23 protein-coding genes are annotated in these 23,111 nt (G+C 71.6%); 2 read left to right on the forward strand and 21 right to left on the reverse strand.

The window, feature by feature from the left end; all coding sequences use genetic code 11:
- Positions 1 to 2: 2 nt before the first annotated feature.
- From efp to E6U81_RS20545, 14 genes are all read right to left on the reverse strand, one after another.
- Positions 3 to 569 (reverse strand): elongation factor P, encoded by a 567-nt coding sequence (gene efp, locus E6U81_RS20475; RefSeq protein ID WP_136231554.1) that lies wholly within the window; start codon positions 567 to 569, stop codon positions 3 to 5.
- Positions 570 to 628: 59 nt separating this feature from the next.
- Entirely contained in the window at positions 629 to 1,735 is a 1,107-nt protein-coding gene (locus E6U81_RS20480) for an aminopeptidase P family protein (protein ID WP_031150188.1), read from the reverse strand.
- A 156-nt stretch (positions 1,736 to 1,891) separates the two neighbouring features.
- Positions 1,892 to 2,668, reverse strand: a complete 777-nt coding sequence (locus E6U81_RS20485) for an AAA family ATPase (protein ID WP_136231555.1) — start codon at positions 2,666 to 2,668, stop codon at positions 1,892 to 1,894.
- Positions 2,669 to 2,760: 92 nt separating this feature from the next.
- Positions 2,761 to 3,201: a type II 3-dehydroquinate dehydratase gene (aroQ, locus tag E6U81_RS20490; protein WP_136231556.1), complete on the reverse strand. Its 441-nt coding sequence runs from the start codon at positions 3,199 to 3,201 to the stop codon at positions 2,761 to 2,763.
- Positions 3,198 to 4,289 (reverse strand): 3-dehydroquinate synthase, encoded by a 1,092-nt coding sequence (aroB, locus tag E6U81_RS20495; protein ID WP_136231557.1) that lies wholly within the window; start codon positions 4,287 to 4,289, stop codon positions 3,198 to 3,200. The genes aroQ and aroB overlap by 4 nt, the downstream gene beginning before the upstream one ends.
- Positions 4,286 to 4,804: a shikimate kinase gene (locus tag E6U81_RS20500; RefSeq protein ID WP_136231558.1), complete on the reverse strand. Its 519-nt coding sequence runs from the start codon at positions 4,802 to 4,804 to the stop codon at positions 4,286 to 4,288. The genes aroB and E6U81_RS20500 overlap by 4 nt, the downstream gene beginning before the upstream one ends.
- On the reverse strand, positions 4,801 to 5,985 hold the full coding sequence (aroC, locus tag E6U81_RS20505) for a chorismate synthase (protein WP_136231559.1): 1,185 nt from the start codon (positions 5,983 to 5,985) through the stop codon (positions 4,801 to 4,803). The genes E6U81_RS20500 and aroC overlap by 4 nt, the downstream gene beginning before the upstream one ends.
- A 133-nt stretch (positions 5,986 to 6,118) precedes the next feature.
- On the reverse strand, positions 6,119 to 6,310 hold the full coding sequence (locus tag E6U81_RS20510; protein ID WP_136231560.1) for a hypothetical protein: 192 nt from the start codon (positions 6,308 to 6,310) through the stop codon (positions 6,119 to 6,121).
- 114 nt (positions 6,311 to 6,424) lie between these two features.
- On the reverse strand, positions 6,425 to 7,252 hold the full coding sequence (locus tag E6U81_RS20515; RefSeq protein WP_136231561.1) for a shikimate dehydrogenase: 828 nt from the start codon (positions 7,250 to 7,252) through the stop codon (positions 6,425 to 6,427).
- 6 nt (positions 7,253 to 7,258) lie between these two features.
- On the reverse strand, positions 7,259 to 9,007 hold the full coding sequence (gene mltG / locus E6U81_RS20520) for an endolytic transglycosylase MltG (protein WP_136231562.1): 1,749 nt from the start codon (positions 9,005 to 9,007) through the stop codon (positions 7,259 to 7,261).
- 129 nt (positions 9,008 to 9,136) lie between these two features.
- Positions 9,137 to 9,607 carry a Holliday junction resolvase RuvX gene (gene ruvX / locus E6U81_RS20530; protein WP_030028999.1) on the reverse strand — a complete coding sequence of 157 codons (471 nt, stop codon included), beginning with the start codon at positions 9,605 to 9,607 and terminating at the stop codon, positions 9,137 to 9,139.
- A 2-nt stretch (positions 9,608 to 9,609) separates the two neighbouring features.
- Positions 9,610 to 12,279 carry an alanine--tRNA ligase gene (gene alaS, locus E6U81_RS20535; protein ID WP_136231563.1) on the reverse strand — a complete coding sequence of 890 codons (2,670 nt, stop codon included), beginning with the start codon at positions 12,277 to 12,279 and terminating at the stop codon, positions 9,610 to 9,612.
- Entirely contained in the window at positions 12,279 to 12,623 is a 345-nt protein-coding gene (locus tag E6U81_RS20540) for a DUF6167 family protein (RefSeq protein ID WP_136231564.1), read from the reverse strand. Before E6U81_RS20540 ends, alaS begins: the two co-directional genes overlap by 1 nt.
- An 8-nt stretch (positions 12,624 to 12,631) precedes the next feature.
- On the reverse strand, positions 12,632 to 13,072 hold the full coding sequence (locus E6U81_RS20545) for a DUF948 domain-containing protein (RefSeq protein WP_136231565.1): 441 nt from the start codon (positions 13,070 to 13,072) through the stop codon (positions 12,632 to 12,634).
- A gap of 161 nt (positions 13,073 to 13,233) precedes the next feature.
- On the opposite strand from E6U81_RS20545, the gene E6U81_RS20550 reads away from it, so the two are divergent.
- On the forward strand, positions 13,234 to 15,483 hold the full coding sequence (locus E6U81_RS20550) for an AAA family ATPase (RefSeq protein ID WP_240803921.1): 2,250 nt from the start codon (positions 13,234 to 13,236) through the stop codon (positions 15,481 to 15,483).
- 129 nt (positions 15,484 to 15,612) lie between these two features.
- Here the strand turns inward: E6U81_RS20550 and rpsD are convergent, their stop codons facing one another.
- The gene (gene rpsD, locus E6U81_RS20555) at positions 15,613 to 16,224 is read right to left on the reverse strand and encodes a 30S ribosomal protein S4 (protein ID WP_030294564.1); all 612 of its coding nucleotides are present in this window, start codon (positions 16,222 to 16,224) and stop codon (positions 15,613 to 15,615) included.
- 286 nt (positions 16,225 to 16,510) lie between these two features.
- On the opposite strand from rpsD, the gene E6U81_RS20560 reads away from it, so the two are divergent.
- Positions 16,511 to 17,206, forward strand: coding sequence for a DUF2470 domain-containing protein (locus E6U81_RS20560; protein WP_136231566.1), 696 nt, complete (start codon positions 16,511 to 16,513; stop codon positions 17,204 to 17,206).
- Here the strand turns inward: E6U81_RS20560 and E6U81_RS20565 are convergent.
- The 6 genes from E6U81_RS20565 to E6U81_RS20590 all read right to left on the reverse strand — a co-directional run bounded on the left by E6U81_RS20565 (position 17,200) and on the right by E6U81_RS20590 (position 23,055).
- Complete coding sequence (locus tag E6U81_RS20565; protein ID WP_136231567.1) at positions 17,200 to 17,922, reverse strand: HNH endonuclease family protein; 723 nt, start codon at positions 17,920 to 17,922, stop codon at positions 17,200 to 17,202. The two genes, E6U81_RS20560 and E6U81_RS20565, sit on opposite strands and share 7 nt — an antisense overlap.
- A 55-nt stretch (positions 17,923 to 17,977) precedes the next feature.
- Complete coding sequence (locus E6U81_RS20570; RefSeq protein ID WP_136231568.1) at positions 17,978 to 18,883, reverse strand: DUF2199 domain-containing protein; 906 nt, start codon at positions 18,881 to 18,883, stop codon at positions 17,978 to 17,980.
- A 47-nt stretch (positions 18,884 to 18,930) separates the two neighbouring features.
- Complete coding sequence (locus tag E6U81_RS20575) at positions 18,931 to 20,289, reverse strand: replication-associated recombination protein A (protein ID WP_136231569.1); 1,359 nt, start codon at positions 20,287 to 20,289, stop codon at positions 18,931 to 18,933.
- Positions 20,290 to 20,330: 41 nt separating this feature from the next.
- Positions 20,331 to 20,948, reverse strand: a complete 618-nt coding sequence (locus E6U81_RS20580) for a vitamin K epoxide reductase family protein (RefSeq protein WP_136231570.1) — start codon at positions 20,946 to 20,948, stop codon at positions 20,331 to 20,333.
- A gap of 120 nt (positions 20,949 to 21,068) precedes the next feature.
- On the reverse strand, positions 21,069 to 22,331 hold the full coding sequence (gene hisS / locus E6U81_RS20585) for a histidine--tRNA ligase (RefSeq protein WP_136231571.1): 1,263 nt from the start codon (positions 22,329 to 22,331) through the stop codon (positions 21,069 to 21,071).
- Positions 22,332 to 22,341: 10 nt separating this feature from the next.
- On the reverse strand, positions 22,342 to 23,055 hold the full coding sequence (locus E6U81_RS20590; RefSeq protein WP_136231572.1) for an MBL fold metallo-hydrolase: 714 nt from the start codon (positions 23,053 to 23,055) through the stop codon (positions 22,342 to 22,344).
- Between the last annotated feature and the right edge of the window lie 56 nt (positions 23,056 to 23,111).

Here is a 23,111-nt window from a genome sequence, read left to right on the forward strand (position 1 = left end):
GGTTAGCTGTTCACCCGGCCGAGGTAGGCGCTGGTGCGGGTGTCGACCTTGATCTTCTCGCCCGTGGTGACGAAGAGCGGGACCTGGATCTCGTGGCCGGTCTCCAGGCGGGCCGGCTTGGTGCCGCCGGTGGAGCGGTCGCCCTGGACGCCCGGGTCGGTGTGCTCGATGACGAGCTCGACGGCGGCCGGGAGCTCGACGTAGAGCACCTCGCCCTCGTGCTGGGCCACGGAGGCGGTGAAGCCCTCGATGAGGAAGTTGGCGGTGTCGCCGACAGCCTTCTTGTCGACCATCAGCTGGTCGTAGGTCTGCATGTCCATGAAGACGAAGTACTCGCCGTCCATGTAAGAGAACTGCATGTCACGGCGGTCGATGGTGGCCGTCTCGACCTTCGTGCCGGCGTTGAAGGTCTTGTCGACGACCTTGCCGGAGAGCACGTGCTTGAGCTTGGTGCGCACGAAGGCCGGGCCCTTGCCGGGCTTGACGTGCTGGAACTCGACGACGGACCAGAGCTGGTCACCGTCGAGCTTGAGCACCATGCCGTTCTTGAGGTCGTTCGTGGAAGCCACGGTTGCGGAATCTCCTGCACTGGAAGACCACGGGTGCGCGCACAACCCGCCAGTGCGGGCTAGAGCGCGAGCAGCTCCTTGGTCGTAATGGTGAGTAGCTCGGGACCGCCGTCCGCCTCGGGGCGTACGACGAGCGTGTCATCGATCCGGACACCTCCCCGGCCGGGGAGGTGAACCCCCGGTTCGACGGTGACCGGCACGCAAGCGTCCAGTTTACCCATTGCCGTAGGTGCAAGCTGCGGGTCCTCGTCGATTTCGAGGCCGACGCCGTGTCCCGTCCACGGAGCGAGGGCCTCCGCGTGCCCGGCGGAGTCCAGTACGGACCGGGCCGCGTGGTCGACCTCCCGGTAGGCGGCCCCCGGCAGCAGCGCCTCGCGGCCCGCCCGCTGGGCGGTGAAGACGCAGTCGTAGAGCTCGATCTGCCAGTCGGCGGGGGTGGTGCCGATGACGAAGGTCCGGCCGATCTCGCAACGGTAGCCACGGTAGTTGGCGCCCAGGCAGACCGAGAGGAAGTCCCCTTCCTCCACCCTGCGGTCGGAGGGCCGGTGCCGGGAGCGCCCGGAGTGCGGGCCGGTGCCGACGGAGGTCGGGAAGGCCGGGCCGTCCGCCCCGTGGTCGACGAGGCGCCGCTCCAGCTCCAGCGCGAGGTGGCGTTCGGTGCGCCCGACGAGGATGGACTCCAGCAGCTCGCCCAGTGCCTGGTCGGCGATCTCGGCGGCGATGCGCAGGCAGGCGATCTCCCCCTCGTCCTTGACGAGGCGCTGCTGCTCCACGGCCGTGCCGAGGTCCGCGAGGCGCAGCTTGGGCGCGACGGAGCGCAGGGCCCGGTGCCGGGCGACGGTGAGGTGGTGCTCCTCCACGGCGAGCGAGTCGGCGCGGACGGAGGATGCGGCGTCGGCCGCGGCGACGGCGGGATCCCCACCGCGGGCGGCGAGCACCGTGACGCGGAGGTGTTCGTCGAGGCGGCCCTCGTCGGCCTCGCCGGTCGGTGCGCCGACGCAGAACATGGCGTCCTCGGTCGGTCCGACGAGGAGTACGGCGCCGAGCGGTGACGCCCCGGAGAGGTAGCGGACGTTCGCCGGACGCGTGATCAGCGCGGCGGCGTTCCCCGCGGCGGCGCATCGGTCGCGAAGCAGGCCCCGACGGGCGGCGTACACGTCTGACATGTCTTCGAGCGTACGAGCGCCCCGCGGATCCGGCCCGGCGAGCGCGTCCGGACGGGGCGCGGTACGGGAGGGCGGAGGCGGGGCGCGGGTACGGGAGGGCGGGGTGCGGTGGGCCGGGAGGGCGCGGCGCGGTGGACCCGCTCCCCCACCGGGCGGCTACCAGCCGCTGGGCGCCGGCATGGCCCTGGCCAGGGCCTCGTCGAGGGCGCGGGCGGTGCCTTCGACGTCGAGGTGGGAATTGTCGATGATCGGCAGCCCGGAGCCGTACCAGCCGGCCATCCGGCCGTGGATGCGGGCGACTTCCTCGTCGGAGAGCCGCCGGTTGCCTGAGCGCTCGGCGTTGCGCTCCAGGACGATCTCCAGGCCCGGCAGGAGGACGACCGGCAGCAGCGTCGGGCCCACGTGCCGCTTCCAGCCGCCCAGGCCCACCACGGGCCGGTCGGGGAAGACGGCGTCGTCGAGGATGCAGGAGATGCCGTTGGCCAGGTAGTTGCGGGCCGCGAAGCCGCAGGTGCGGCGGGCGAGCCGGTACTGGGCCTCGGAGTGCTCGTTCCAGCCGGCCTGCGGGTCTGCGAAGCCGGAGCAGACCCATTCGCGGACGTCGTCCAGGCTGATGTGGGCGGTCGGCACGGGCCGGGTGCTGGCCCAGTGCCGGGCCACGGTGGTCTTCCCGGCGCCGGCCGGCCCGATCAGCAGCACGGAGAGCACGGCTCCGCCGGTTCCCGCCACCGCGGGCGGCAGCGGGATGTGCCCGGTGGCCTCCGGTACGGGAGCCACCTGCGGCGGGGGCGGGGCCTGCTGCTGGGACGGCGGCGGGGGCGGGGTCGGGGGCGAGCCCGGCCAGCCCTGCGCCGGGGGTATCGGCGGCTGCGGGGGCGCCGAAGGACGCTGCCCCGGCTGCCCCCAGGCCCCGCCACCCACTCCTTGGTGCATCCGCTGCCACTCCGTCTCGTTCCTGCGACTGATGCGAGAACGTTATATGACCGCGGAGGCCCGGCCGTCCACCAGGCCCCCGGGCGGGTGTGTCAGGCGTCGATCTCGTCCGCGAGCGCCCGCAGCGCCAGCCGGTAGGAGCCGATGCCGAAGCCTGCCACGGTCCCGGTCGCCACGGCCGCGACGACCGAGGTGTGCCGGAACTCCTCGCGGGCGTAAGGGTTCGAGATGTGCACCTCGATCAGCGGCGCCGTGCGCTGCGCGGCCGCGTCCCGCATGCCGTACGAGTAGTGGGTGAAGGCCCCGGGGTTGATGACCACGGGGAGCTTCCCGTCCGCCGCCTCGTGCAGCCAGCGGATCATCTCGCCCTCGTCGTTGGTCTCGCGGACCTCGACGTCGAAGCCGAGCTCCTCGCCCAGCGAGCGGCAGCTGTCCACCAGTCCCGCGTACGAGGTGGCCCCGTACACGTCGGGCTCGCGCGAGCCGAGCCGGCCCAGGTTCGGGCCGTTCAGCACGAGCACGCGGCGGCTCACGCCGACACCTCGCCGTAGGCGGCGATCAGGTGCGCCGGGTCGGGGCCCTCCAGGACGGTCGGCTTGCCCAGGCCGTCGAGGACGATGAAGCGCAGCAGGTTGCCGCGGGACTTCTTGTCGACCTGCATGGTCTGGAGCAGCTTGGGCCACTGGTCGCCCCGGTAGGTCAGCGGCAGGCCGACGGAGGCGAGGACCGCCTTGTGCCGGTCGGCGGTGGCGTCGTCGAGGCGGCCGGCGAGCCGGCCGAGTTCGGCGGCGAAGACCATGCCGACGGAGACGGCCGCGCCGTGCCGCCACTTGTAGCGCTCGTTCTTCTCGATGGCGTGCGCGAGGGTGTGGCCGTAGTTGAGGATCTCCCGCAGGCCCGATTCCTTGAGGTCGCTGGAGACGACGTCCGCCTTGACCTGGATGGAGCGCACGATCAGCTCGGCGGTGTGCGGGCCTGCGGGCGTACGGGCCGCCTGCGGGTCCTCCTCGATCAGGTCAAGGATCACCGGGTCGGAGATGAAACCGGCCTTGATGATCTCGGCGAGGCCGCTGACGTAGTCGTTGACCGGCAGCGACTCCAGCGCCGCCAGGTCGCAGAGCACTCCGGCCGGCGGGTGGAAGGCGCCGACGAGGTTCTTGCCCTCGGCGGTGTTGATGCCGGTCTTGCCGCCGACGGCCGCGTCCACCATCGCCAGGACGGTGGTCGGTACGGCGACCCAGCGCACGCCGCGGAGCCAGCTGGCCGCGACGAAGCCCGCGAGGTCGGTGGTGGCTCCGCCGCCGACGCCGACGATGACGTCGGTGCGGGTGAAGCCGGACTGGCCCAGCGCCTTCCAGCAGTAGGCCGCGACCTCGATGGTCTTGGCCTCCTCGGCGTTCGGCACCTGGATGGCGATCGCCTCGTAGCCCTGGTCGGCGAGGTCGTCGCGCAGCGCCTCACCGGTCGAGGCGAGGGCCTCGGGGTGGATGACGGCGACCCGCTGGGCCTTCGTACCGATCAGGGAGCCGAGCTCGCCGAGCAGCTGCTGCCCGACCAGCACGTCGTACGGGTCATGGCCGGCGCTTCCGCCGACGTGGATCCGCGTCACCTGGTCTGTCATACGTCCTTCAACTCCAGAGCGTCGAGGACCGCCTGGGCGACCTCTTCGGGGGTGCGGTCGTCGGTGGCCACCACGACGCGCGCGACTTCGGTGTACAGGGGGCGCCTGGCCTCCATCAGCTCGCGCCACTGGCGGCGCGGGTTGACGGCGAGCAGCGGGCGCGCGGCGCCGAGGCCCACGCGCCGTACCGCTTCCTCGACGTCCATCGAGAGGTAGGCGACGGGCAGGCCGGTCAGCAGCTCGCGGGTGCCCGCGTCGAGGACGGCGCCGCCGCCGAGGGCGAGGACTCCCGTGTGCCCGGAGACGGCGGCCGCGACGGCCTGCCGTTCCAGCTCACGGAAGTACGGCTCGCCCTCGTCGACGAAGATGTCGGAGATCGGCCGGCCCTGGGCCGCGACGATGTCCGCATCGGTGTCCCGGTAGGGGACGCCGAGCCGCTCGGCGAGCAGCACCCCCACCGTGGACTTGCCGGACCCCATGGGCCCGACGAGGACGACGAGCGGTCCGGCCGTCACCGGATCTGCAGGTTGTCGAGGTAGGACCGGACGTTGCGGCGGGTCTCGGGGACCGAGTCCCCGCCGAACTTCTCGACGACGGCGTCGGCCAGCACGAGGGCGACCATCGCCTCGGCGACGATGCCGGCGGCCGGCACGGCGCACACGTCGGAGCGCTGGTGGTGGGCGACGGCCGCCTCGCCGGTGGCGACGTCGACGGTGGCCAGGGCGCGCGGGACGGTCGCGATGGGCTTCATCGCGGCGCGTACGCGGAGCAGTTCGCCGGTGGTCAGGCCGCCTTCGGTGCCGCCGGAGCGGCCGGAGGTGCGCTTGATGCCCTCGGGGGTGGAGACGATCTCGTCGTGCGCCTTGGAGCCGGGTACGCGGGCGAGCTCGAAGCCGTCGCCGACCTCGACGCCCTTGATGGCCTGGATGCCCATGAGGGCGGCGGCGAGGCGGGCGTCGAGCCGGCGGTCCCAGTGGACGTGCGAGCCCAGGCCGACCGGGACGCCGTAGGCGAGGACCTCGACGACGCCGCCGAGGGTGTCGCCGTCCTTGTGGGCCTGGTCGATCTCGGCGACCATCGCCTTGCTGGCGTCGGCGTCGAGGCAGCGCACCGGGTCGGCGTCGAGCCTGTCGACGTCGGCCGGGGTCGGGTAGAAGCCGTACGGGGCCTTGGCCGCGGCCAGCTCGACCACGTGGGAGACGATCTCGATGCCGGCGACCTCCCTGATGAAGGAGCGGGCGACGGCGCCGAGGGCGACGCGGGCGGCGGTCTCACGGGCGCTGGCGCGCTCCAGGATCGGCCGGGCCTCGTCGAAGCCGTACTTCTGCATGCCCGCGAGGTCGGCGTGGCCGGGGCGCGGGCGGGTCAGCGGCGCGTTGCGGCCGGTTTCCTTGAGCAGCGAGGGGTCGACCGGGTCGGCCGACATGACGGTCTCCCACTTGGGCCACTCGGTGTTGCCGATCATGACCGCGACCGGGCCGCCCTGGGACAGCCCGTGGCGGACGCCGCCGAGGAAAGTGATCTCGTCCTGCTCGAACTTCATGCGGGCACCGCGGCCATAGCCGAGCCGGCGCCTGGCCAGGTGATCGGCCACCAGCTCGGTGGTGACCGGGACGCCGGCGGGAAGACCCTCCAGCGTCGCGACCAGTGCCGGTCCGTGCGACTCTCCCGCGGTCAGCCAACGCAACCTGCTCAACGATGCTCCTCATGCTCGCGCCTGGTACTGCGACGGCGCGATCGGGTGCGCGGCCCGGACCCGCCTCACCCGAATCCTCCCATGTCCGGAGCGGTTTCTTGGGCCCCGGTCCAGCTGTCGGACGCCCTGCCGGTCAGCGGACCCGGCTGCGGCGCCCGCGGAACCAGCTGATCGCCGTCCAGACGCCGACGGAACCCACCAGTCCGAGGACGACGGCCTTGGCCCGGACCGGCAGGTCTCCGAAGGCCACCCTGATCATGCCGAACAGCGCCGGCGGGACGTCCCACTTCGACGCAAGCGCCTGATCCGTGTCCGCCCCGTCCATCCCAACCCCCTGTAAAAGTGCAGGTGGGCAGGGTGGCGGGCGATATTACCGGCGAGTGGAAGAGATCCCGCCACGATCGGCCGACACGGCGGGACCGCCTGCGGGGACGGAGTCTCAGCGGGCTCCGGAAAGGGCCGCGAGGCCCGCCCGCCGCATCACTTCGAGCGGCGCCGGGGAGCGGCCGGTCATCTGCTCGACCTGGAGGACCGCCTGGTGCACCAGCAGGTCCAGGCCGCCCAGCAGATTGCCCCCGCGCTGCGACCAGGCTGCCGCCAGGGCCGTGGGCCACGGGTCGTAGAGGACGTCGAAGAGGGTGCCCGGGGCATCCGGGACCGCCGCGGCCAGTTCGTCGGTGGCTCCCGCCGGGGTGGTCGCGATGACCAGGGGCGCCCGGAGCGCCCCCGCCGCCTCGGACCAGTCGGCCGTGCGGACGGCCACGCCGAGCCGCTCGCCCCACTGCCGCATCTCGTCGGCGCGCGCCGACGAGCGGACGTACGCCGTGACCTCGCCGGTGCAGATCAGCGAGAGCGCGGCGAGCGCCGAGGAGGCGGTGGCCCCGGCGCCGAGGACGGCGGCCGAGGACACCTTCTCGACGCCCCGCTCGTGCAGCGCGGCGACGATGCCGGGGATGTCGGTGTTGTCGCCCAGGCGCCGGCCGTCCTCGGTGAAGACGACCGTGTTGACCGCCTCGACGGAGGCCGCCGTGTCGCTGACGCCGTCCAGCAGGGGCATGACCGCCCGCTTGAGCGGCATGGTCAGCGACAGTCCGGCCCACTCGGGGCCGAGCCCGGAGACGAACCCCGGGAGCGCGGCCTCGTCGATCTCGAACCGGTCGTACGACCAGTCGACGAGGCCGAGCTCCCGGTACGCGGCACGGTGCAGTACCGGTGAGAGCGAGTGCTCGATGGGCGAACCCAGCACCGCGGCCCGTATCCGTGTCATGTCCTGCTACCCGCCGTTCTTCTGCTTCTGCCGTTCCTGGAACTCGGCCACGAGCTTGAGGTGCTCGTCGTAGGTCTTGGTGAAGGTCGTCGTGTTGCCGTCGACCGACACGAAGAACATCCAGCCGCCGTGGTCCGGGTTGAGCGTAGCGGTCAGCGCGTCCATGCCCGGGTTCCCGATCGGGCCGACCGGCAGACCCTTGATGAAGTGGGTGTTGTACGGGTTGTTGAACGCCTGGGCTTCCTTGAGGTTGAAGTTGATCTCGCTCTGGTTCTTGACGTAGTTGTACGTCGAGTCGAACTCGATCTTCTGGTTCGTGACGTCGTTGGTCTTCTTCATGCGGTTGTAGACGACCTCGGACATCTTGCGGAAGTCGTCGTGGTTCTTGCCCTCGGCGTTGACGAGGCTGGCGACCGTGACGACCTGCAGCGGGTTCTCCAGCCCCAGCTCCTTGGCCTTGGCCTCGATGCCCAGCTCCGAGTACTTGTCGGAGGCGTTCTTGACCATCAGCTTGAGCAGCGACTCGGGGGTGCTGTCCTTGCTGAGGTCGTAGCGCGTCGGGAACAGGAAGCCCTCGAGCGGGTCGATGAGCTTGGGGTTGTTGCCGGCCCAGGCCGGCAGCCCCAGGTTCTTGGCCTCGCGCTGGGCGATCTCCTTGGTGGTGCCCTCGGGCTTGCCCAGCTTCTTGTCGATCGCCTCGTACACCTTGGAGTTGCGCATGCCCTCGGTGACGGTGATGACGTTCAGCTTGGTGGGGTCGATCATCAGCGCGACGGCGGCCGCACCCGACATCTTCTTGTTCATCGGGTAGACACCGGGCTGGATGGACTTGCCCTTGGGGTTGGCGTTCGCCGCGTCGACGAAGGCCTGGGCGCTGGCGACGACGCCCGCCTCCTTGAGGATGCGGCCCATCTGCCCCAGGCCCGCGCCCTTGGGGATCTCGACGTCGACGACCTCGCCGGCGCCCTCGCCCGCGAAGTCCTCGGCGGGGGCGAACCTCGCCTTGATGTAGTTGTAGCCGTAGTAGCCGCCACCGCCGACCACGCCGAGGATGACCACGGCCGCGATCAGGCAGGCCATGCCGCTGCGCTGCTTGGGCTTGCCGCCCTTCGAGCGGCCGCCGCGGCGGCCCGTGGGCTCGTCGCCGTCACCGTCGTCGTCGCGATCGTCGTCGTCGCCGACGGGGAGGAGGCTCTCGGGCTCCTCCTCCTGCTCGACCGGTTCCGGCTCCAGGTGGCGCCGGCCCGGGGGCTGCGGGGGCGGGAAGGCCTCGTCGGTGCTGTAGAGGTCCGGGGCCTCCCCCGGGTACCCGGCGGACGGGTGCTGGGCGTAGTCCGCTCCCGCGTACGGGTCGGTCTGCACCGCGGCCGTGTACTGGCCCTGGCCGGTGTCCCAGCCCTGGCTGTCGTACACCGGCTGCTGGGGCTGGCCCGGCTGCTGCGCGTACTGCTGCTGCGGGTACGGCTGCTGGGTCTGCTGCGGGGGGTACCCCTGCTGCGGCTGCTGGGCGTACTGCTGCTGCCCGTACTGCTGCTGGTGATCGGGGTACTGCTGGTACTGCTGGTTTTCCTGGTACTGCGGCTGCTGGGGGTGCTGCTGCTGGTACTGGGGCTGCTGCTGGTACTCCTGCTGCGGGGCACCGGCGTACGGCACCTGGCCCTGCTGGGTCTGGTGCCCGGTCCACCCCTGGTCCCCGTACAGGGGGTCCTCGGGGTGCCAGGGTTCGGGGCCACGGCCCCGGCCATACTCAGTCATCGGTCCCCTAGAGCCGCGAGACGCGAGGCCACGGACTCCGTCGTCCGTGCCACCCGGTTCCGCCTCTTTGACGGTGGGCGACGGCTGTTCGAATGCCGTCTCATCGCGCGGAACGTTACCGTATCGCGATCAGACAACCACTTCGACGCACTCACCAGGCGGATTACCTGATACCCGTTCGGTCTCAAGAGCGTTCTGAAGGATCACCACAGCGGCGGCCTGGTCGATGACCGACCTGCCCTTCTTCGCGTTCCTGCCGGAGGCCCGCAGTCCCTGGGCGGCGGTGACCGTGGTCATCCGCTCGTCCACCAGACGGACCGTCACCGGCTTGATTCCCTTGGCGAGTTCGTTCGCGAAGGCGCGCACCTTGGCCGCGGCCGGCCCCTCCCGCCCGCTGAGCGAGCGGGGGAGGCCGACCACGACTTCGAGGGGCTCGTACTCCTCGACGAGCTGCCGCAGCCGCCGGTGGGCGAAGGGGATGTCCCGGCCCGGAACGGTTTCCACCGGTGTGGCCAACACCCCATCGGGGTCGCAGGACGCGACCCCGATCCGGGCGTCCCCGACGTCGATGGCCAGTCGGCGGCCGCGGCGCAGGGTCATCGTCAGGCCGTCTCGACGACGAGGCGCTCGACGGCGCTGATGGCCTCCGGGACCGCGGCCGGGTTCTGGCCGCCGCCCTGGGCGACGTCCGGCTTGCCGCCACCGCCGCCACCGAGGGTCTTGGCGGCCGTACGGACCAGGTCGCCGGCCTTGAGACCCCGCTCGCGGGCGGCCTCGTTGGTGGCGATCACGGTCAGCGGGCGGTCGTTCGCCACGGTGAAGAGGGCCACGACGGCCGGGCGGTCGCCAGGGACGCGGCCGCGGACGTCGAGGACCAGCTTGCGCAGGTCGTCGGCACCGATGCCGTCCGCCACCTGGCCGACGACGAGGGCGACGCCCTTGATGTCCTGGGCGTTCTGGGCGAGCCCGGCGGCGGCCTGGAGGACCTTCTCCGCGCGGAACTTCTCGATCTCCTTCTCGGCGTCCTTCAGCTTGCCGAGCATGGAGGCGATCTTCTCCGGCAGTTCCTCCGGACGGCCCTTGACCAGTTCCTGGAGCTGGGCGACGACCGTGTGCTCCTTGGCGAGGAAGTTGTACGCGTCCACGCCTACGAGGGCCTCGACACGGCGCACGCCGGAGCCGATGGAGGACTCGCCGAGCAGCTTCACCAGACCCAGCTGGGCGGTGTTGCCGACGTGCGTGCCGCCGCACAGCTCCTTGGAGAAGTCGCCGATGGTCACGACGCGGACCCGCTCGCCGTACTTCTCACCGAACTCGGCGATGGCGCCCTGCTTCTTCGCCTCGTCGATGCTCATGATCTCGGCGGTCACTTCGAGCTCGCGCGAGAGCACGTCGTTGATCTTCTGCTCGACGTCGGTGAGGACCGAGCCGGGGACGGCGTTCGGGGAGCCGAAGTCGAAGCGGAAGCGGCCGGGGCTGTTCTCCGAACCGGCCTGGGCGGCGGTCGGGCCGAGCGCGTCGCGCAGCGCCTGGTGGGTCAGGTGCGTGGCCGAGTGGGCGCGGGCGATGGCCCGGCGGCGCCTGACGTCGATGGCGGCGTACGCGGAAGCGCCGACGGTCACCTCGCCGACCTGGACGGACCCCTTGTGCACGGAGACGCCCGGGACCGGCTGCTGGACGTCGCGGATCTCGATGACGGCGCCGGTGTCGAGCTTGATCCGGCCCTGGTCGGCGAGCTGGCCGCCGCCCTCCGCGTAGAAGGGGGTGCGGTCGAGGACGACCTCGACCTCGTCGCCCTCGGAGGCGGCGGGCGCGGAGACGCCGTTGACCAGCAGGCCGACGATGGTGGACTCGCCCTGCGTGGTGGCGTAGCCGGTGAACTCGGTGGCGCCGGAGCCGTCGGCGATCTCCCGGTAGGCGGACATGTCCGCGTGGCCGGTCTTCTTGGCCTTGGCGTCGGCCTTGGCGCGGTCGCGCTGCTCCTGCATCAGGCGGCGGAAGCCGGGCTCGTCCACGGAGAGGCCCTGTTCGGCGGCCATCTCCAGGGTGAGGTCGATCGGGAAGCCCCAGGTGTCGTGGAGCAGGAACGCCTTGTCGCCGGAGAGGACCGTGCCGCCGGCGGCCTTGGTCTCGGTCACGGCGGTGTCGAGGATGTTGGTGCCGCCCTTGATGGCCTTCAGGAAGGCGGCCTCTTCGGCGAGGGCGACGGTCTCGATGCGCTTGCGGTCGGTGATGAGCTCCGGGTACTGCTGGCCCATCGTCTCGATCACGACGTTGATCAGGTCCTGGACCACCGGACCGGTGGCGCCCATGAGGCGCATGTTGCGGATGGCGCGGCGCATGATGCGGCGCAGCACGTAGCCGCGGCCCTCGTTGCCGGGGGTGACCCCGTCGCCGATGAGCATGGTCGAGGTGCGGATGTGGTCGGCGACCACGCGCAGCGAGACGTCCGTGTGCTGGGCGGCGCCGTACTGCACGCCGGTCAGCTCGGTGGCCTTGTCCATGACGACGCGCAGGGTGTCGGTCTCGTACATGTTCTGCACGCCCTGCAGGATCATCGCGAGGCGTTCGAGGCCGAGACCGGTGTCGATGTTCTTCGACGGCAGGTCGCCGAGGATCGGGAAGTCTTCCTTCCCGTCGCCGGCGCCGCGCTCGTACTGCATGAAGACCAGGTTCCAGATCTCCACGTAGCGCTCGTCGTTGACGGCCGGGCCGCCCTCGACGCCGAACTCGGGGCCGCGGTCGTAGTTGATCTCGGAGCACGGGCCGCAGGGACCCGGAACGCCCATGGACCAGAAGTTGTCCTTCTTGCCCAGGCGCTGGATACGCTCGGCCGGAACGCCGATCTTGTCGCGCCAGATCTGCTCGGCCTCGTCGTCGTCGAGGTAGACGGTGATCCACAGCTTCTCCGGCTCCAGGCCGTAGCCGCCGTCCGCCACGGAGCCGGTGAGCAGCTCCCAGGCGTACTTGATGGCGCCTTCCTTGAAGTAGTCGCCGAAGGAGAAGTTGCCGCACATCTGGAAGAACGTGCCGTGGCGGGTGGTCTTGCCCACCTCTTCGATGTCCGGCGTACGGACGCACTTCTGGACGCTGGTGAGCGTCGGGGCCGGCGGCTTGGTCTCACCCAGGAAGTAGGGCTTGAACGGCACCATGCCGGCGGGCACCAGCAGCAGAGTCGGGTCGTCCGCGATGAGCGACGCCGAAGGGACAACGGCGTGACCGCGCTCCTCGAAGAAGCTCAGCCAGCGGCGGCGGATTTCAGCCGACTCCATCAGTGGTCCTCATTCCGGTTGTACGAAAGCTTTGGTCGGTTGTCGATCTGGTGGTTCTCGATGGCCCGCAGCCGCCTCGGCCCGGGCAGGGCGGTGACGTTGTCGGGCCGGTCGGGGTCCTGGTGGAGCCCCAGTGCATCGTTCAGCTCGTCCTCGCGCTGCGTCATTCCCGCTTTGACGTCGAGGGCGAAGTCCTTGAGGCGGTGGCCCGCCTCCACTGCCTTGTCGGCGGCCTGGGCCGCGAGGCTCTCCGGCGTCAGCTTCTTGAGCCGGCGGTTGACCTTGGTGGTGGCCCACACGCCGGCGGCTGCGCCGGCGGTGAACCAGAAGGCTCGGCGGAACATCGGCGGTCTCAGTCCTTCTGCTTCCGGCGCCGGGCGGCCGGCACCGTTCGGCCAACGATCACAGTACGGCGGGATGCCTTCGGCGGCACGCTGCCCGGGGCGGCGTCCCCCTTGCCCAGCGCCTTGCGGACGCCGTAGCCGAAGGCCGCGACCTTCACGAGCGGTCCCCCGAAGGCGGTGGCCACGGTGGAGGACAGGGCGGAGGCGTTGGAGGTGACCTCCTGGACGTCGCTCGCGATGGCGTCGACCCGGTCGAGCTGGGTGCGCGCGGAGCGGACGGTGCTGGAGGCTTCGGCCAGGAGCGGTACGGCCTGGTCGGTCACTTCGGCCACCAGCTTGGTGGTCGCCCTGAGCACCTGCGCCAGCCGCACCAGGGCGACGGCGAGGAAGGAGATCAGGATGGCCCAGAAGACGGCCACGATGATCCCGGCCACCTCTACACCGGACACGTCACACCGCTCTCTGTCTGTACCCGAACCGCCGGCGGCAGCGATTCCTACAAATGGTCCTCCGACCCTATCGCGCCGGGGATACCCGGCCGTACCCGAATTCGGGGTCGGGACGACGCGTCTTGGACGCAGCGCATCCGGACCAGTACGCTCCGTGTCCCATGCGACAGAGACCCCTTCGACGTACCGCCCGGGGCAATCTTCCCTCGGAGCTGAGCGGGTTCATCGGGCGGGGTGCCGAACTCGCCGAGCTGGGGGGCCTGCTGGAGGTCTCGCGGCTGGTGACCGTGACCGGTGTGGGCGGGGTCGGCAAGTCCCGGCTGGTCCTCGCGGCGGCCCGGTCGGCCGCCGGGGAGGCGCGGGAGGCGCGGGAGGCGCGGGAGGCGCGGGAGGCGCCGAAAGCTCACGGGGTGCCAGGGGCACCAGGGGCGCACGCTCCGGCGGAGGAACGCTACTGCGACGGCGTCTGGCTGGCCGAGCTGGCCTGCGTACGGGACCCGGCGCTGCTGGAGCTGGCGCTCTCCGAGGCGCTGGGGCTGACCGACCACACCACCCGGCCGCCCCGGACCGTGCTGGCCGAGCACCTGGCGGACAAGCGGCTGCTGCTGGTCCTGGACGGCTTCGAGCAGTTGGTGGACGAGACCGCGGGGCTGGTACGGGAGCTGCTGCTGCGCTCTCCCGGCCTGCAGGTGCTCGCGGCGGGCCGGCGCCCGCTGGGCCTGGAGGGGGAGCGGACGTTCCCGCTGGCCCCGCCGGTCCCGGAGGAGGCACTGGCGCTGCTGGAGGCGCGTGCGTCCGCCGCCGATCCGGCCTTCGCGGCCACCGGAGCCGACCGGGCGGCGCTCGCGGAGGTGTGCGCGCGCCTCGACGGGATCCCGCTCGCCCTGGAGCTGGCGGCGGGCCGGCTGCGGACACTGTCCCCGGCCCAGGTGCTCGCCCGGCTGGAGGACCGCTTCGGGCTGCTGACGGGCGGTGTGCGCGGGGGGCTCCCCAGGCACCGGACGCTGCGTACGGCCATCGGCTGGAGCCATGAGCTGTGCACTCCGGCGGAGCGGCTGCTGTGGGCGCGGCTGTCGGTGTTCGCGGGGCAGTTCGACCTCGACGCCGCCGAGTACGTGTGCGCCGGGCCCGACATGCCGGTGGAGGGCGTGCTGGACCTGGTGGGCGAGCTGCTCGCGCAGTCCCTGCTGGTCCGGGAGGAGACGGCCGCCGGGGTGCGCTTCCGGATGCTGGAGACCGTGCGGCTGTACGGGGCGGGCTGGCTGGAGTCGCTGGGTGACGCGGTGCGGCTGCGGCGCCGGCACCGGGACTGGTACATGGGGCTGGCGACCTGGTGCGAGCTGGACTGGTTCAGCCCCCGGCAGCACGAGGTGGCGGCACTGGTGGAGACGGAGCTGCCGAACCTGCGGCTCGCCCTGGAGTGCTGTCTGGACGAGCCGGACGAGCTGCACCTGGGCCAGTACCTGGCGGGCACCCTGTGGTTCTACTGGGCGGGCTGCGGACGCCTGACCGAGGGCCGGCACTGGCTGGACCGGACCCTGGACCAGCCGGGCGGACAGGCGTCGGACTACGAGAGCTCACGGCTGAAGGCCCTGTGGGTGCTGGGGTATGTCGCGGCCCTCCAGGGAGACGCGACGGCCTCGATGTGCGCCCTGTACGAGTGCCGGGACGGGGCGGCGCGCAGCGGGAGCCGGGTGGCGGCCGCGTACGCGGTGCACCGCCTGGGCTGCCTGTCCCTGGTCTCGGACGACATGGACCGGGCCCGGGAGCTGCTGGGCGAGGCGCTGGAGCAGTACCGGGCGGCCGGCGAGCTGAACAGCAACGTGCTGATGTGCCAGGTCGAGCTCGGGATGGCGCTGGCCTTCCTCGGGGACCTGCCGGGCGCGCTCGCGCTGTGCGGGGAGGTCCGGGAGATCTGCGAGGAGCGCGGGGAGCGCTGGACTAAGGCGTACGCCCTCTACGTGCTGGCCTACGCGGCCCTGGAGGCGGGCGGCACGCGGGAGGCCCGGCGGCTGCTGACCGAGTGCGTGGAGATCAACCACGCCTTCAACGACCTGGTCGGGCTGGTCCTCGCACTGGAGCTGCTCGCGCTGGTCACGGTCGCGGAGGGCGATCCGGCCGAGGCCGCGGTGCTCCAGGGCGCGGCGGAGCCGATGTGGAGCGGGGTGGGGCTGCAGCTGTTCGGCTCGGGGTACTTCAACGCCCCGAGGCTGATGTGCCGGGAGCGGGCCGGCGAGGTGCTGGGCGCCGAGCGCTACGCGGCGTACGCGGCCGAGGGGCGGGAGCTGTGCCGGGACGCGGTGGTGGTGCGGGCGCTGCGCGGGGCGGCGCGGGTGCCGCGTCCGGCCGGGCTGGGCGGGGTGCCGGGCCCGCGCGTCTCGCGCAGCACGGCTGCGGCGGACCAGCCGTAGCCGCCGTCACCCTCGCGCCCCGGGTTCACCCGGGGCACACGCGTGCACCCGGAAAAGCGGAAAACCCGCCGCCCCATGGAGGGAGCGGCGGGTTTCCACCAGCCTGTGAGGGCTACGCCTGCCGGTGGATCAGCGGGCGTAGTACTCGACGACGAGCTGCTCGTCGCAGATGACCGGGATTTCCTTGCGGTTCGGGTCACGGTCCAGGCGGAAGGCCAGGGCCTTCAGGTTGACCTGCAGGTAGCGCGGGGTCTCGCCCTCGCCTGCGTAGCCACCCTCACGGGCGACCTGGAACGGAACCTTCTCGCGGCTGCGCTCGCGCACGGTGATGACGTCGTCCGGACGGACACGGAACGACGGCTTGTCGACCTTGCCACCGTTGACCTCGATGTGGCCGTGAACGACCATCTGGCGGGCCTGGTAGATGGTGCGGGCGATGCCCGAACGCAGGACCAGGGCGTCGAGGCGACGCTCGAGCTCGACGACCAGCGCCTCGCCCGTCTTGCCCTCGGCCTTCTTGGCGCGGTCGTACGCGCGGGCCATCTGGCGCTCGGAGATGTCGTACTGAGCGCGCAGACGCTGCTTCTCCAGCAGACGGACCTTGTAGTCCGAGTTCTGCTTGCGGCCACGGCCGTGCTCGCCCGGCGGGTAGGGGCGGGCCTCGAAGTACTTGACGGCCTTCGGCGTCAGGGCGATGCCGAGGGCGCGAGACTTCTTGACCTTGGGTCGCTTCTGGTTCACGGGGAACCTACCTCCATGTAAGTTAGGTGAGGCTTACCTTAGCGAGGAGGACGTAATGTCTCGACCACATGGGATCCCCCTGCCCAGTGCGCAACGCAGTTCGGATTCCAACGAAACAGAATCCGCTTGCGCCGACGATAAGCAAGGTCAGCCGCGTCCCAGGGAAGGCGTTCGGCAGCTCACCGGAGCCGAACGCGTACGAACCCTCGTAGAGTCCAACGCCTCAGTATCCCTCACCCTGATCGGTGCTCGTGACAGTCACGGGCCCGAGGAGTTCGGGGCAGGGATGCCGGTCGCGCGGACCGTCACCCCGGACGGGGACGTGATTCTCCTTGTTTCCGGGGAATCCACGGCTGCCAGGGCAGCCGCTCACGCCCAGGACGACGACCTCACCGCCGTGATCGAGATCACGGATGTGGCGCCGGTGTCCGTCCCACATCGTATCCGAGGCCGTGCGTGGCTGGCCGGGTGGCTGACGCCGGTGCGCGGGGACGACCGCGCCGGGTGTGCCGCGCTGCTCGCCGAGCGGCACCCGGTGGGCGAGCTGCTGGGCCTGGGCGAGTCCCTCGACGACCCGGCGGATCTGCTCCAGGGCGGTGGGCGCCCGGCGTGGATGATGCTGCGCCTGGAGGTCGGCGAGATCACGGTGGACGACCTGTGGGGCGCCGAGCAGGTGGACCCCGACGACCTCGCCGCGGCGGAGCCGGACCCGGTCTCCCCGCACGAGGCGGAGCTGCTCCAGCACCTGCACTCCTCCCACGGCGACCGGATCGGCGAGCTGTGCGGCCTGCTCGGCGACCGCGCGGGGCGGGGCATGACCGCCGTGCCGCTCGCCCTGGACCGCGTGGGCCTGCGCGTCCGCTTCACCGGCGGCGCCTCCGGCTCCTCCTTCGACGCCCGCTTCGACTTCCCGGAGCCGGTGGCGGACATCTGCGGCCTGCGCCGGGCGATGCGCGCCCTCTTCTCGGCCGCCTCTCACTGAGGGCAGTCGGCCAGCATCTCCTGGAGCGCCCGCTTCTCCGGCTCGGTCACGGACAGCCCGTACTCGGCCTTGATGCCGGTGTAGCGGCGGGCGTACTCGCACCAGTACGCACGCCGCGGAGGCCGCCACTTGTCGGCGGTCCGGCTGCCCTTGTCCTGGTTGGTCTGCTTGTCCACGGCGAGCAGGACGTCCAGGTCGTTGGCGTACTCCAGCCTGCGCTGCGGGGTCCAGGCGTACGCGCCGGCCCGCCAGGCGGCACCGAGGGCCACCACGTGGTCGGTCTGGATCTGCGAAGCGCGCCGGTAGGTGTAGGGGAGCCGCTTGCCCGTGTACGGGTCGAGCAGCACCCCGGACAGGACGACGCACCGGTTCCGTTCCCCCTCGCGCAGCTCCGTCAGGTCCCGGCGCAGCACGTCGTCCCGGGTGTCGCAGCCGTTGCGCCCGCCGACGGCATCGGTCTCGTCGGACCAGTACCGGCCGAACTTCTCCCGCTGGTAGGTCTGCCAGTTCCTGCCCCACTCGACCTTCAGTGCGGCCAGCCGGGCCTTCGCCGTCGCCCCGTCGGGCGGGAACCCGGGCCGGGTGAGCGGCACCTGCGCCACCAGCGCGGCCGCGCTGGCCCGCGCCGTGGCGGTGTCCTCGTGATGGCATCCGGCCGCCGCGGGCCCGGCGAGGACGAGCGCGACGGCGACGGCGAGCGGCCGGGACGGACCCATGCCGGGAGCCTAGGTTCCCGTGCCGCCGGCCCGGCCGGGGCGCGCCGGGGCCGGGCTAGAGGGTGTTCACGGCGTGGTCGAGCGAGCGCCAGATCCGCTGGGCCCAGGCCAGGTCGGCGGCGTCCTCGAAGGAGCAGTGGAGCCCGGCGGCGATGCCGGGGGTGACGGCCATGCCGTAGAACTCGTGCCGCGGCCGGCCGCTGTCCTGCGGGGTCAGCCAGAACGCGTACCGCACTCCCCCGCCCAGGGGTTCCCGTACGCGCTGCGCGGGCCGGGTGTCGGGGGCGCCGGCCAGCAGCGCGGTGAGGAAGTCCGCGGGGGCCCGGCCGGGAACGTCGTCCCGCATCAGGCTGACGGAGGCGCTGCGGTCCTCGGCCGTGAAGTGGTCCGCGCCGTCGGCGAAGGAGGCGCTGAGACCGGCGGTGCGCAGGACCGACCAGCGGCCGCCGAGGTCGGTGCGCACGTCCACCGGCAGCGGGTACGGGAAGCGGCTGAGGACGTGGTCGCGGTCCCAGGTCCGCGTCAGGACGCGCGAGGCCACCGGGTGGCGCACGTCGACGACGCAGGGCAGCTCCTCCGGATCGGCGACCTTCGCGGTGACCGGGGCGCCGAGCAGATCGTCGCCCCAGGGCTGGATCCGGTTGGCGAAGGTGCCCTCGACGGACAGGTCCGCGTAGCCGGGCTGCTCCCACAGCTCGTGGGCGCGCCGCAGGGTGGCGTCGTCCACCTCCACCCAGGCCCCGAGCACCAGCTCGGTGTCGTGGGTCAGCCGGACGGGCAGCAGGCAGCGGATGAAGGAGCCGACCCCGTCCACCCGGAGCAGGGCGCGCACGCCGAGCCGGTGGAGGTCCTCCTCCGGCGCCCCGAGGGCGGCGTCGGGCAGGTTGAAACCGAAGTCGATGCGGCGCTCGTCGCCGAGCGCGTCGCCGCAGCAGGCGCAGGTGGGGAGGTCCGTGGTCACCCGGGCAGCCTAGTACCGCCGGCCGGGGCGGCCCCGCCGGGGACGCCTCAGCCGCGGTCGGTCCCCCGCAGGCGCTCGCGGACCTTCTCCACCACGTCCGCGTAGCGCGCTTCGGCGCCGTAGCGGGTCGGCTCGTAGTACCGCTTCCCGTGGATCTCGTCCGGGGCGTATTGCTGGGCGGCGATGGCGCCCGGCACGTCGTGCGGGTACACGTAGCCCACCGCGTGCCCGAGTTTCGCCGCGCCCTTGTAGTGCCCGTCCCGCAGGTGCGTCGGGACGGACCCCGCCAGGCCCGCCCGTACGTCGGCCAGTGCGGCGCCGATCGCGGTCGTGGCGGTGTTCGACTTCGGGGCGAGGGCCAGGGCGATCGTGGCGTGCGAGAGGGTCAGCGCGGCCTCCGGGAAGCCGATCATGGCCACCGCCTGGGCCGCGGCCACCGCGATCGGCAGCGCCGTGGGGTCGGCCAGGCCGATGTCCTCGCTGGCGGAGATCATCAGCCGGCGCGCGATGAACCGGGGGTCCTCGCCGGCCTCGATCATCCGCGCCAGGTAGTGCAGCGCGGCGTCCACGTCGGAGCCGCGGATCGACTTGATCAGCGCGCTCGCCACGTCGTAGTGCTGGTCGCCGTCCCGGTCGTAGCGGACCGCCGCCCGGTCGACCGCCTCCTCCAGCGTCCGGAGGGTGATCTCGTCCTCGCCCTTGGCGATGGCCGATCCGGCCCCCGCCTCCAGCGCGGTCAGCGCCCGCCGGGCGTCACCGCCGGCGATCCTCAGCAGGTGCGCCTCGGCGTCCTCGGGCAGGGTCACCGCCCCGGCCAGGCCCCGCTCCTCCGTGAGCGCGCGCCGCATCAGCGCGCTCAGGTCGTCGTCGGTCAGCGGTTCCAGCGTCAGCAGCAGCGATCGCGACAGCAGCGGGGAGATGATCGAGAAGTACGGGTTCTCCGTGGTGGCGGCGATCAGCGTCACCCAGCGGTTCTCGACGGCCGGCAGCAGGGAGTCCTGCTGGGCCTTGCTGAAGCGGTGGATCTCGTCGAGGAAGAGGACGGTCTCCTTGCCGTAGCCTCCGGCCGCGCGGCGCGCGCCCTCGATGACGGCGCGCACCTCCTTGACGCCCGCCGTGATGGCGGAGAGCTCCACGAAGCGTTTCTGCGTGGCCTGGCTGACCACGTAGGCGAGGGTCGTCTTCCCGATGCCGGGCGGGCCCCAGAGGATCACCGAGGAGGCACCGGCCGGGCCGCCGGCCCCTTCCCCGACCAGCCGCCGCAGCGGCGATCCGGGCTTCAGCAGGTGCTGCTGGCCGACGACCTCGTCCAGGGTGCGCGGGCGCATCCGGACGGCGAGCGGCGAGCTCGCGGGGTCCTTCTCCTGGCGCTCTTCGGCGGCGGCGGTGAACAGGTCTGGTTCCACATGGGAAGCCTAAGCGAGTCCACCGACAGGGCCGCCCGCCGTCAGGAGGTCCAGAAGTCCCACCAGCGGGTGAGGATCAGCATTCCGATGATCCCGATGTGCAGCGCCGGCAGCACCCAGGTGAACTCCTCGAAGAAGCTCTTGAGCCAGCCCGGCGCCGGCAGCAGGCCCGCGCGGACGTTGTGCGAGGTGACGTACCAGAACATCAGGATCGTGGCGACCCAGGCCAGGCTGCACCACAGGCACAGCGCGTTGATGTTGTAGAGCGACTGGTAGGTGAGCCAGGCGCAGAAGACGACGCCGAAGAGGGTGCCGGCGTTGAAGGTGAGCCAGTACCAGCGGCGGAACCGGGCACCGGCCAGGATGCTCATGCCGACGCAGATCACGATGCCGTAGGCGACGAGGCCGAGCATGGGGTTCGGGAAGCCGAAGACGGCCGCCTGGTCGCTCTTCATGATGTTGCCGCAGGAGACGACCGGGTTGAGGCTGCAGCCCGGGGTGAAGTTCGGGTCCTCCAGCAGCTTGAACTTGTCGATCGTGATCACCCAGGCGGCGAGCAGGCCCGCGGCCCCCGTGATCACCAGCAGCAGGGCCAGCGCCCGACTGGCCCCGAAGGTCGTCCCCCCGGCGGTGTCCGCGTCCGTGCTTCGTGTCGTCATACCGCCCGCTCCACATCTGCAAGGTGATCAAGCACGGGCCATTGTGCCGTACGAGCCTGTGAACGGACGGGGCCGGGGAAGGATCCCCGGCCCCGTCCTGACGCGTTCCCGCCGCAGCCGTCAGGCCAGGCGGGCCTTGACCGTGTCGATCAGCTCGGCCAGGGCCACCGCTGACTGCTCCCCGGACTCCATGTCCTTGAGCTGGACCAGGCCGTCGGCCAGGTCGCGCTCGCCGGCGACCACGGCGAAGCGGGCGCCGGAGCGGTTCGCGTCCTTCATCGCGCCCTTGAGGCCCTTGCCTCCGAACGAGAAGTCGGCCGCGACACCGGCCTTGCGGAGCTCGGTGACCTTGCCGAAGAGCACTCGGCGGGCCTCCTCGCCCAGTGCGACGGCGAACACCGACGTGGACGCCGGGATGTCGAGCTCGACGCCCTCGGCCTCCAGGGCCAGGACCGTGCGGTCCACGCCGAGCGCCCAGCCCACCGACGGCAGCGCCGGTCCGCCGATCATCTCGGACAGGCCGTCGTAGCGGCCGCCGCCGCCCACCGCGGACTGCGAGCCCAGACCGTCGTGCACGAACTCGAAGGTGGTGCGGGTGTAGTAGTCGAGCCCGCGCACCAGCTTCTCGTCGTCCTCGAAGGCGACCCCGGCCGCCGTGATCAGCGCCCGCACCTCCTCGTGGTACGCCTTGCACGCGTCGCACAGGTAGTCGCGCAGCACCGGCGCGCCGACAAGCTGCTTCTGCACGTCGGGCCGCTTGTCGTCGAGGACGCGCAGCGGGTTGATCTCGGCCCGGCGGACGGTCTCCTCGTCCAGGTCCAGGTCTCGCAGGAAGCCCTGCAGCGCCTCCCGGTACACCGGGCGGCACTCCTTGTCTCCGAGCGAGTTCAGCAGGATCCGGAAGTTGCGCAGGCCGAGCGAGCGGTAGGCCTGGTCGGCCAGGATGATCAGCTCGGCGTCCAGCGCCGGGTCCTCGGCACCGATGGCCTCGGCGCCCACCTGCGAGAAGTGGCGGTAGCGGCCCTTCTGCGGGCGTTCGTAGCGGTAGTAGGAACCGGAGTACCAGAGCTTGACCGGCAGGTTTCCCTGCTTGTGCAGGCTGGCCTCCAGGGCCGCGCGCAGTACGGAGGCCGTGCCCTCGGGGCGCAGGGCGAGCTGGTCGCCGCCCTTGGTCTCGAAGGCGTACATCTCCTTGGAGACGATGTCGGTGGACTCGCCCACTCCGCGGGCGAAGAGGCCGACGTCCTCGAAGCCGGGGGTCTCGATGTAGCCGTAGCCGGAGTTGCGCAGGGGCGCGGAAATGGCCTCGCGCACCGCCAGATACTTGACCGAAACCGGCGGGATCAGGTCGTACGTGCCCTTGGGGGCCTTGAAAGTAGCCACGAAGCTTTCGTCACATTCCTCGTCGTGGAGCGGCTGTCGGGTCCGCTGCCAGGCCGGCGGCGACCTCCCGCAGGTACGGGTTGGTCACGCGCTCACGGCCGATGGTGGTCTGGGGACCGTGGCCGGACAGCACCACGGTCGAGTCGTCGAGCGGCAGGCACACGCGGGCCAGCGAATCGAGCATCTCGGCGTGGGAGCCGCCCGGCAGGTCGGTTCGTCCGATGGAGCCGGCGAAGAGCAGGTCGCCCGAGAAGAAGACCGGCGGGATGTCGGTCAGCTCGGGCATCCGGAAGGTCACCGACCCCTTGGTATGGCCCGGCGCGTGCGCCACGGAGAAGTCCATTCCGGCCAATTTCAGGGCGGCGCCGTCGGTCAGCTCGCGGACGTCGTCCGGCTCCCCCACGGTCAGCTCGCCCATGAGGGGCATACCGATGGAGCGGCCGAGGGCCTTCTCCGGATCGCTCATCATGTAGCGGTCCTCGGGGTGGATCCAGGCCGGTACGTCGTGTGCTCCGCACACCGGGACCACCGAGGCCACATGATCGATGTGGCCGTGGGTCAGAACGACCGCGACGGGCTTGAGCCGATGCTTCTTCAGCGTCTCCTCGACACCCTGGGCGGCCTGGTGGCCCGGGTCGATGATGACGCACTCCTCGCCGGCGGCGGGGGCGACCACGTAGCAGTTGGTGCCCCAAGCGCCTGCGGGGAACCCGGCAATCAGCACGTTCGTCCTCAATCGTCGTCCGGCGGGAGGCTGCAGGTCTTCAATCCTGCTGCTCA

This window comes from Streptomyces sp. A0592 (assembly GCF_004795115.1).
GTDB lineage: Bacteria > Actinomycetota > Actinomycetes > Streptomycetales > Streptomycetaceae > Streptomyces > Streptomyces erythrochromogenes.

Bases quoted from the DNA above. Each gene is read 5' to 3' on its own strand.
- E6U81_RS20480 (WP_031150188.1), bottom strand. From the start codon at position 1,735: ATGTCAGACGTGTACGCCGCCCGTCGGGGCCTGCTTCGCGACCGATGC.
- E6U81_RS20485 (WP_136231555.1), bottom strand. From the start codon at position 2,668: ATGCACCAAGGAGTGGGTGGCGGGGCCTGGGGGCAGCCGGGGCAGCGT.
- aroB (WP_136231557.1), bottom strand. From the start codon at position 4,289: ATGACAGACCAGGTGACGCGGATCCACGTCGGCGGAAGCGCCGGCCAT.
- E6U81_RS20510 (WP_136231560.1), bottom strand. From the start codon at position 6,310: ATGGACGGGGCGGACACGGATCAGGCGCTTGCGTCGAAGTGGGACGTC.
- E6U81_RS20515 (WP_136231561.1), bottom strand. From the start codon at position 7,252: ATGACACGGATACGGGCCGCGGTGCTGGGTTCGCCCATCGAGCACTCG.
- mltG (WP_136231562.1), bottom strand. From the start codon at position 9,007: ATGACTGAGTATGGCCGGGGCCGTGGCCCCGAACCCTGGCACCCCGAG.
- ruvX (WP_030028999.1), bottom strand. From the start codon at position 9,607: ATGACCCTGCGCCGCGGCCGCCGACTGGCCATCGACGTCGGGGACGCC.
- alaS (WP_136231563.1), bottom strand. From the start codon at position 12,279: ATGGAGTCGGCTGAAATCCGCCGCCGCTGGCTGAGCTTCTTCGAGGAG.
- E6U81_RS20540 (WP_136231564.1), bottom strand. From the start codon at position 12,623: ATGTTCCGCCGAGCCTTCTGGTTCACCGCCGGCGCAGCCGCCGGCGTG.
- E6U81_RS20550 (WP_240803921.1), top strand. From the start codon at position 13,234: ATGCGACAGAGACCCCTTCGACGTACCGCCCGGGGCAATCTTCCCTCG.
- E6U81_RS20560 (WP_136231566.1), top strand. From the start codon at position 16,511: ATGCCGGTCGCGCGGACCGTCACCCCGGACGGGGACGTGATTCTCCTT.
- E6U81_RS20565 (WP_136231567.1), bottom strand. From the start codon at position 17,922: ATGGGTCCGTCCCGGCCGCTCGCCGTCGCCGTCGCGCTCGTCCTCGCC.
- E6U81_RS20580 (WP_136231570.1), bottom strand. From the start codon at position 20,948: ATGACGACACGAAGCACGGACGCGGACACCGCCGGGGGGACGACCTTC.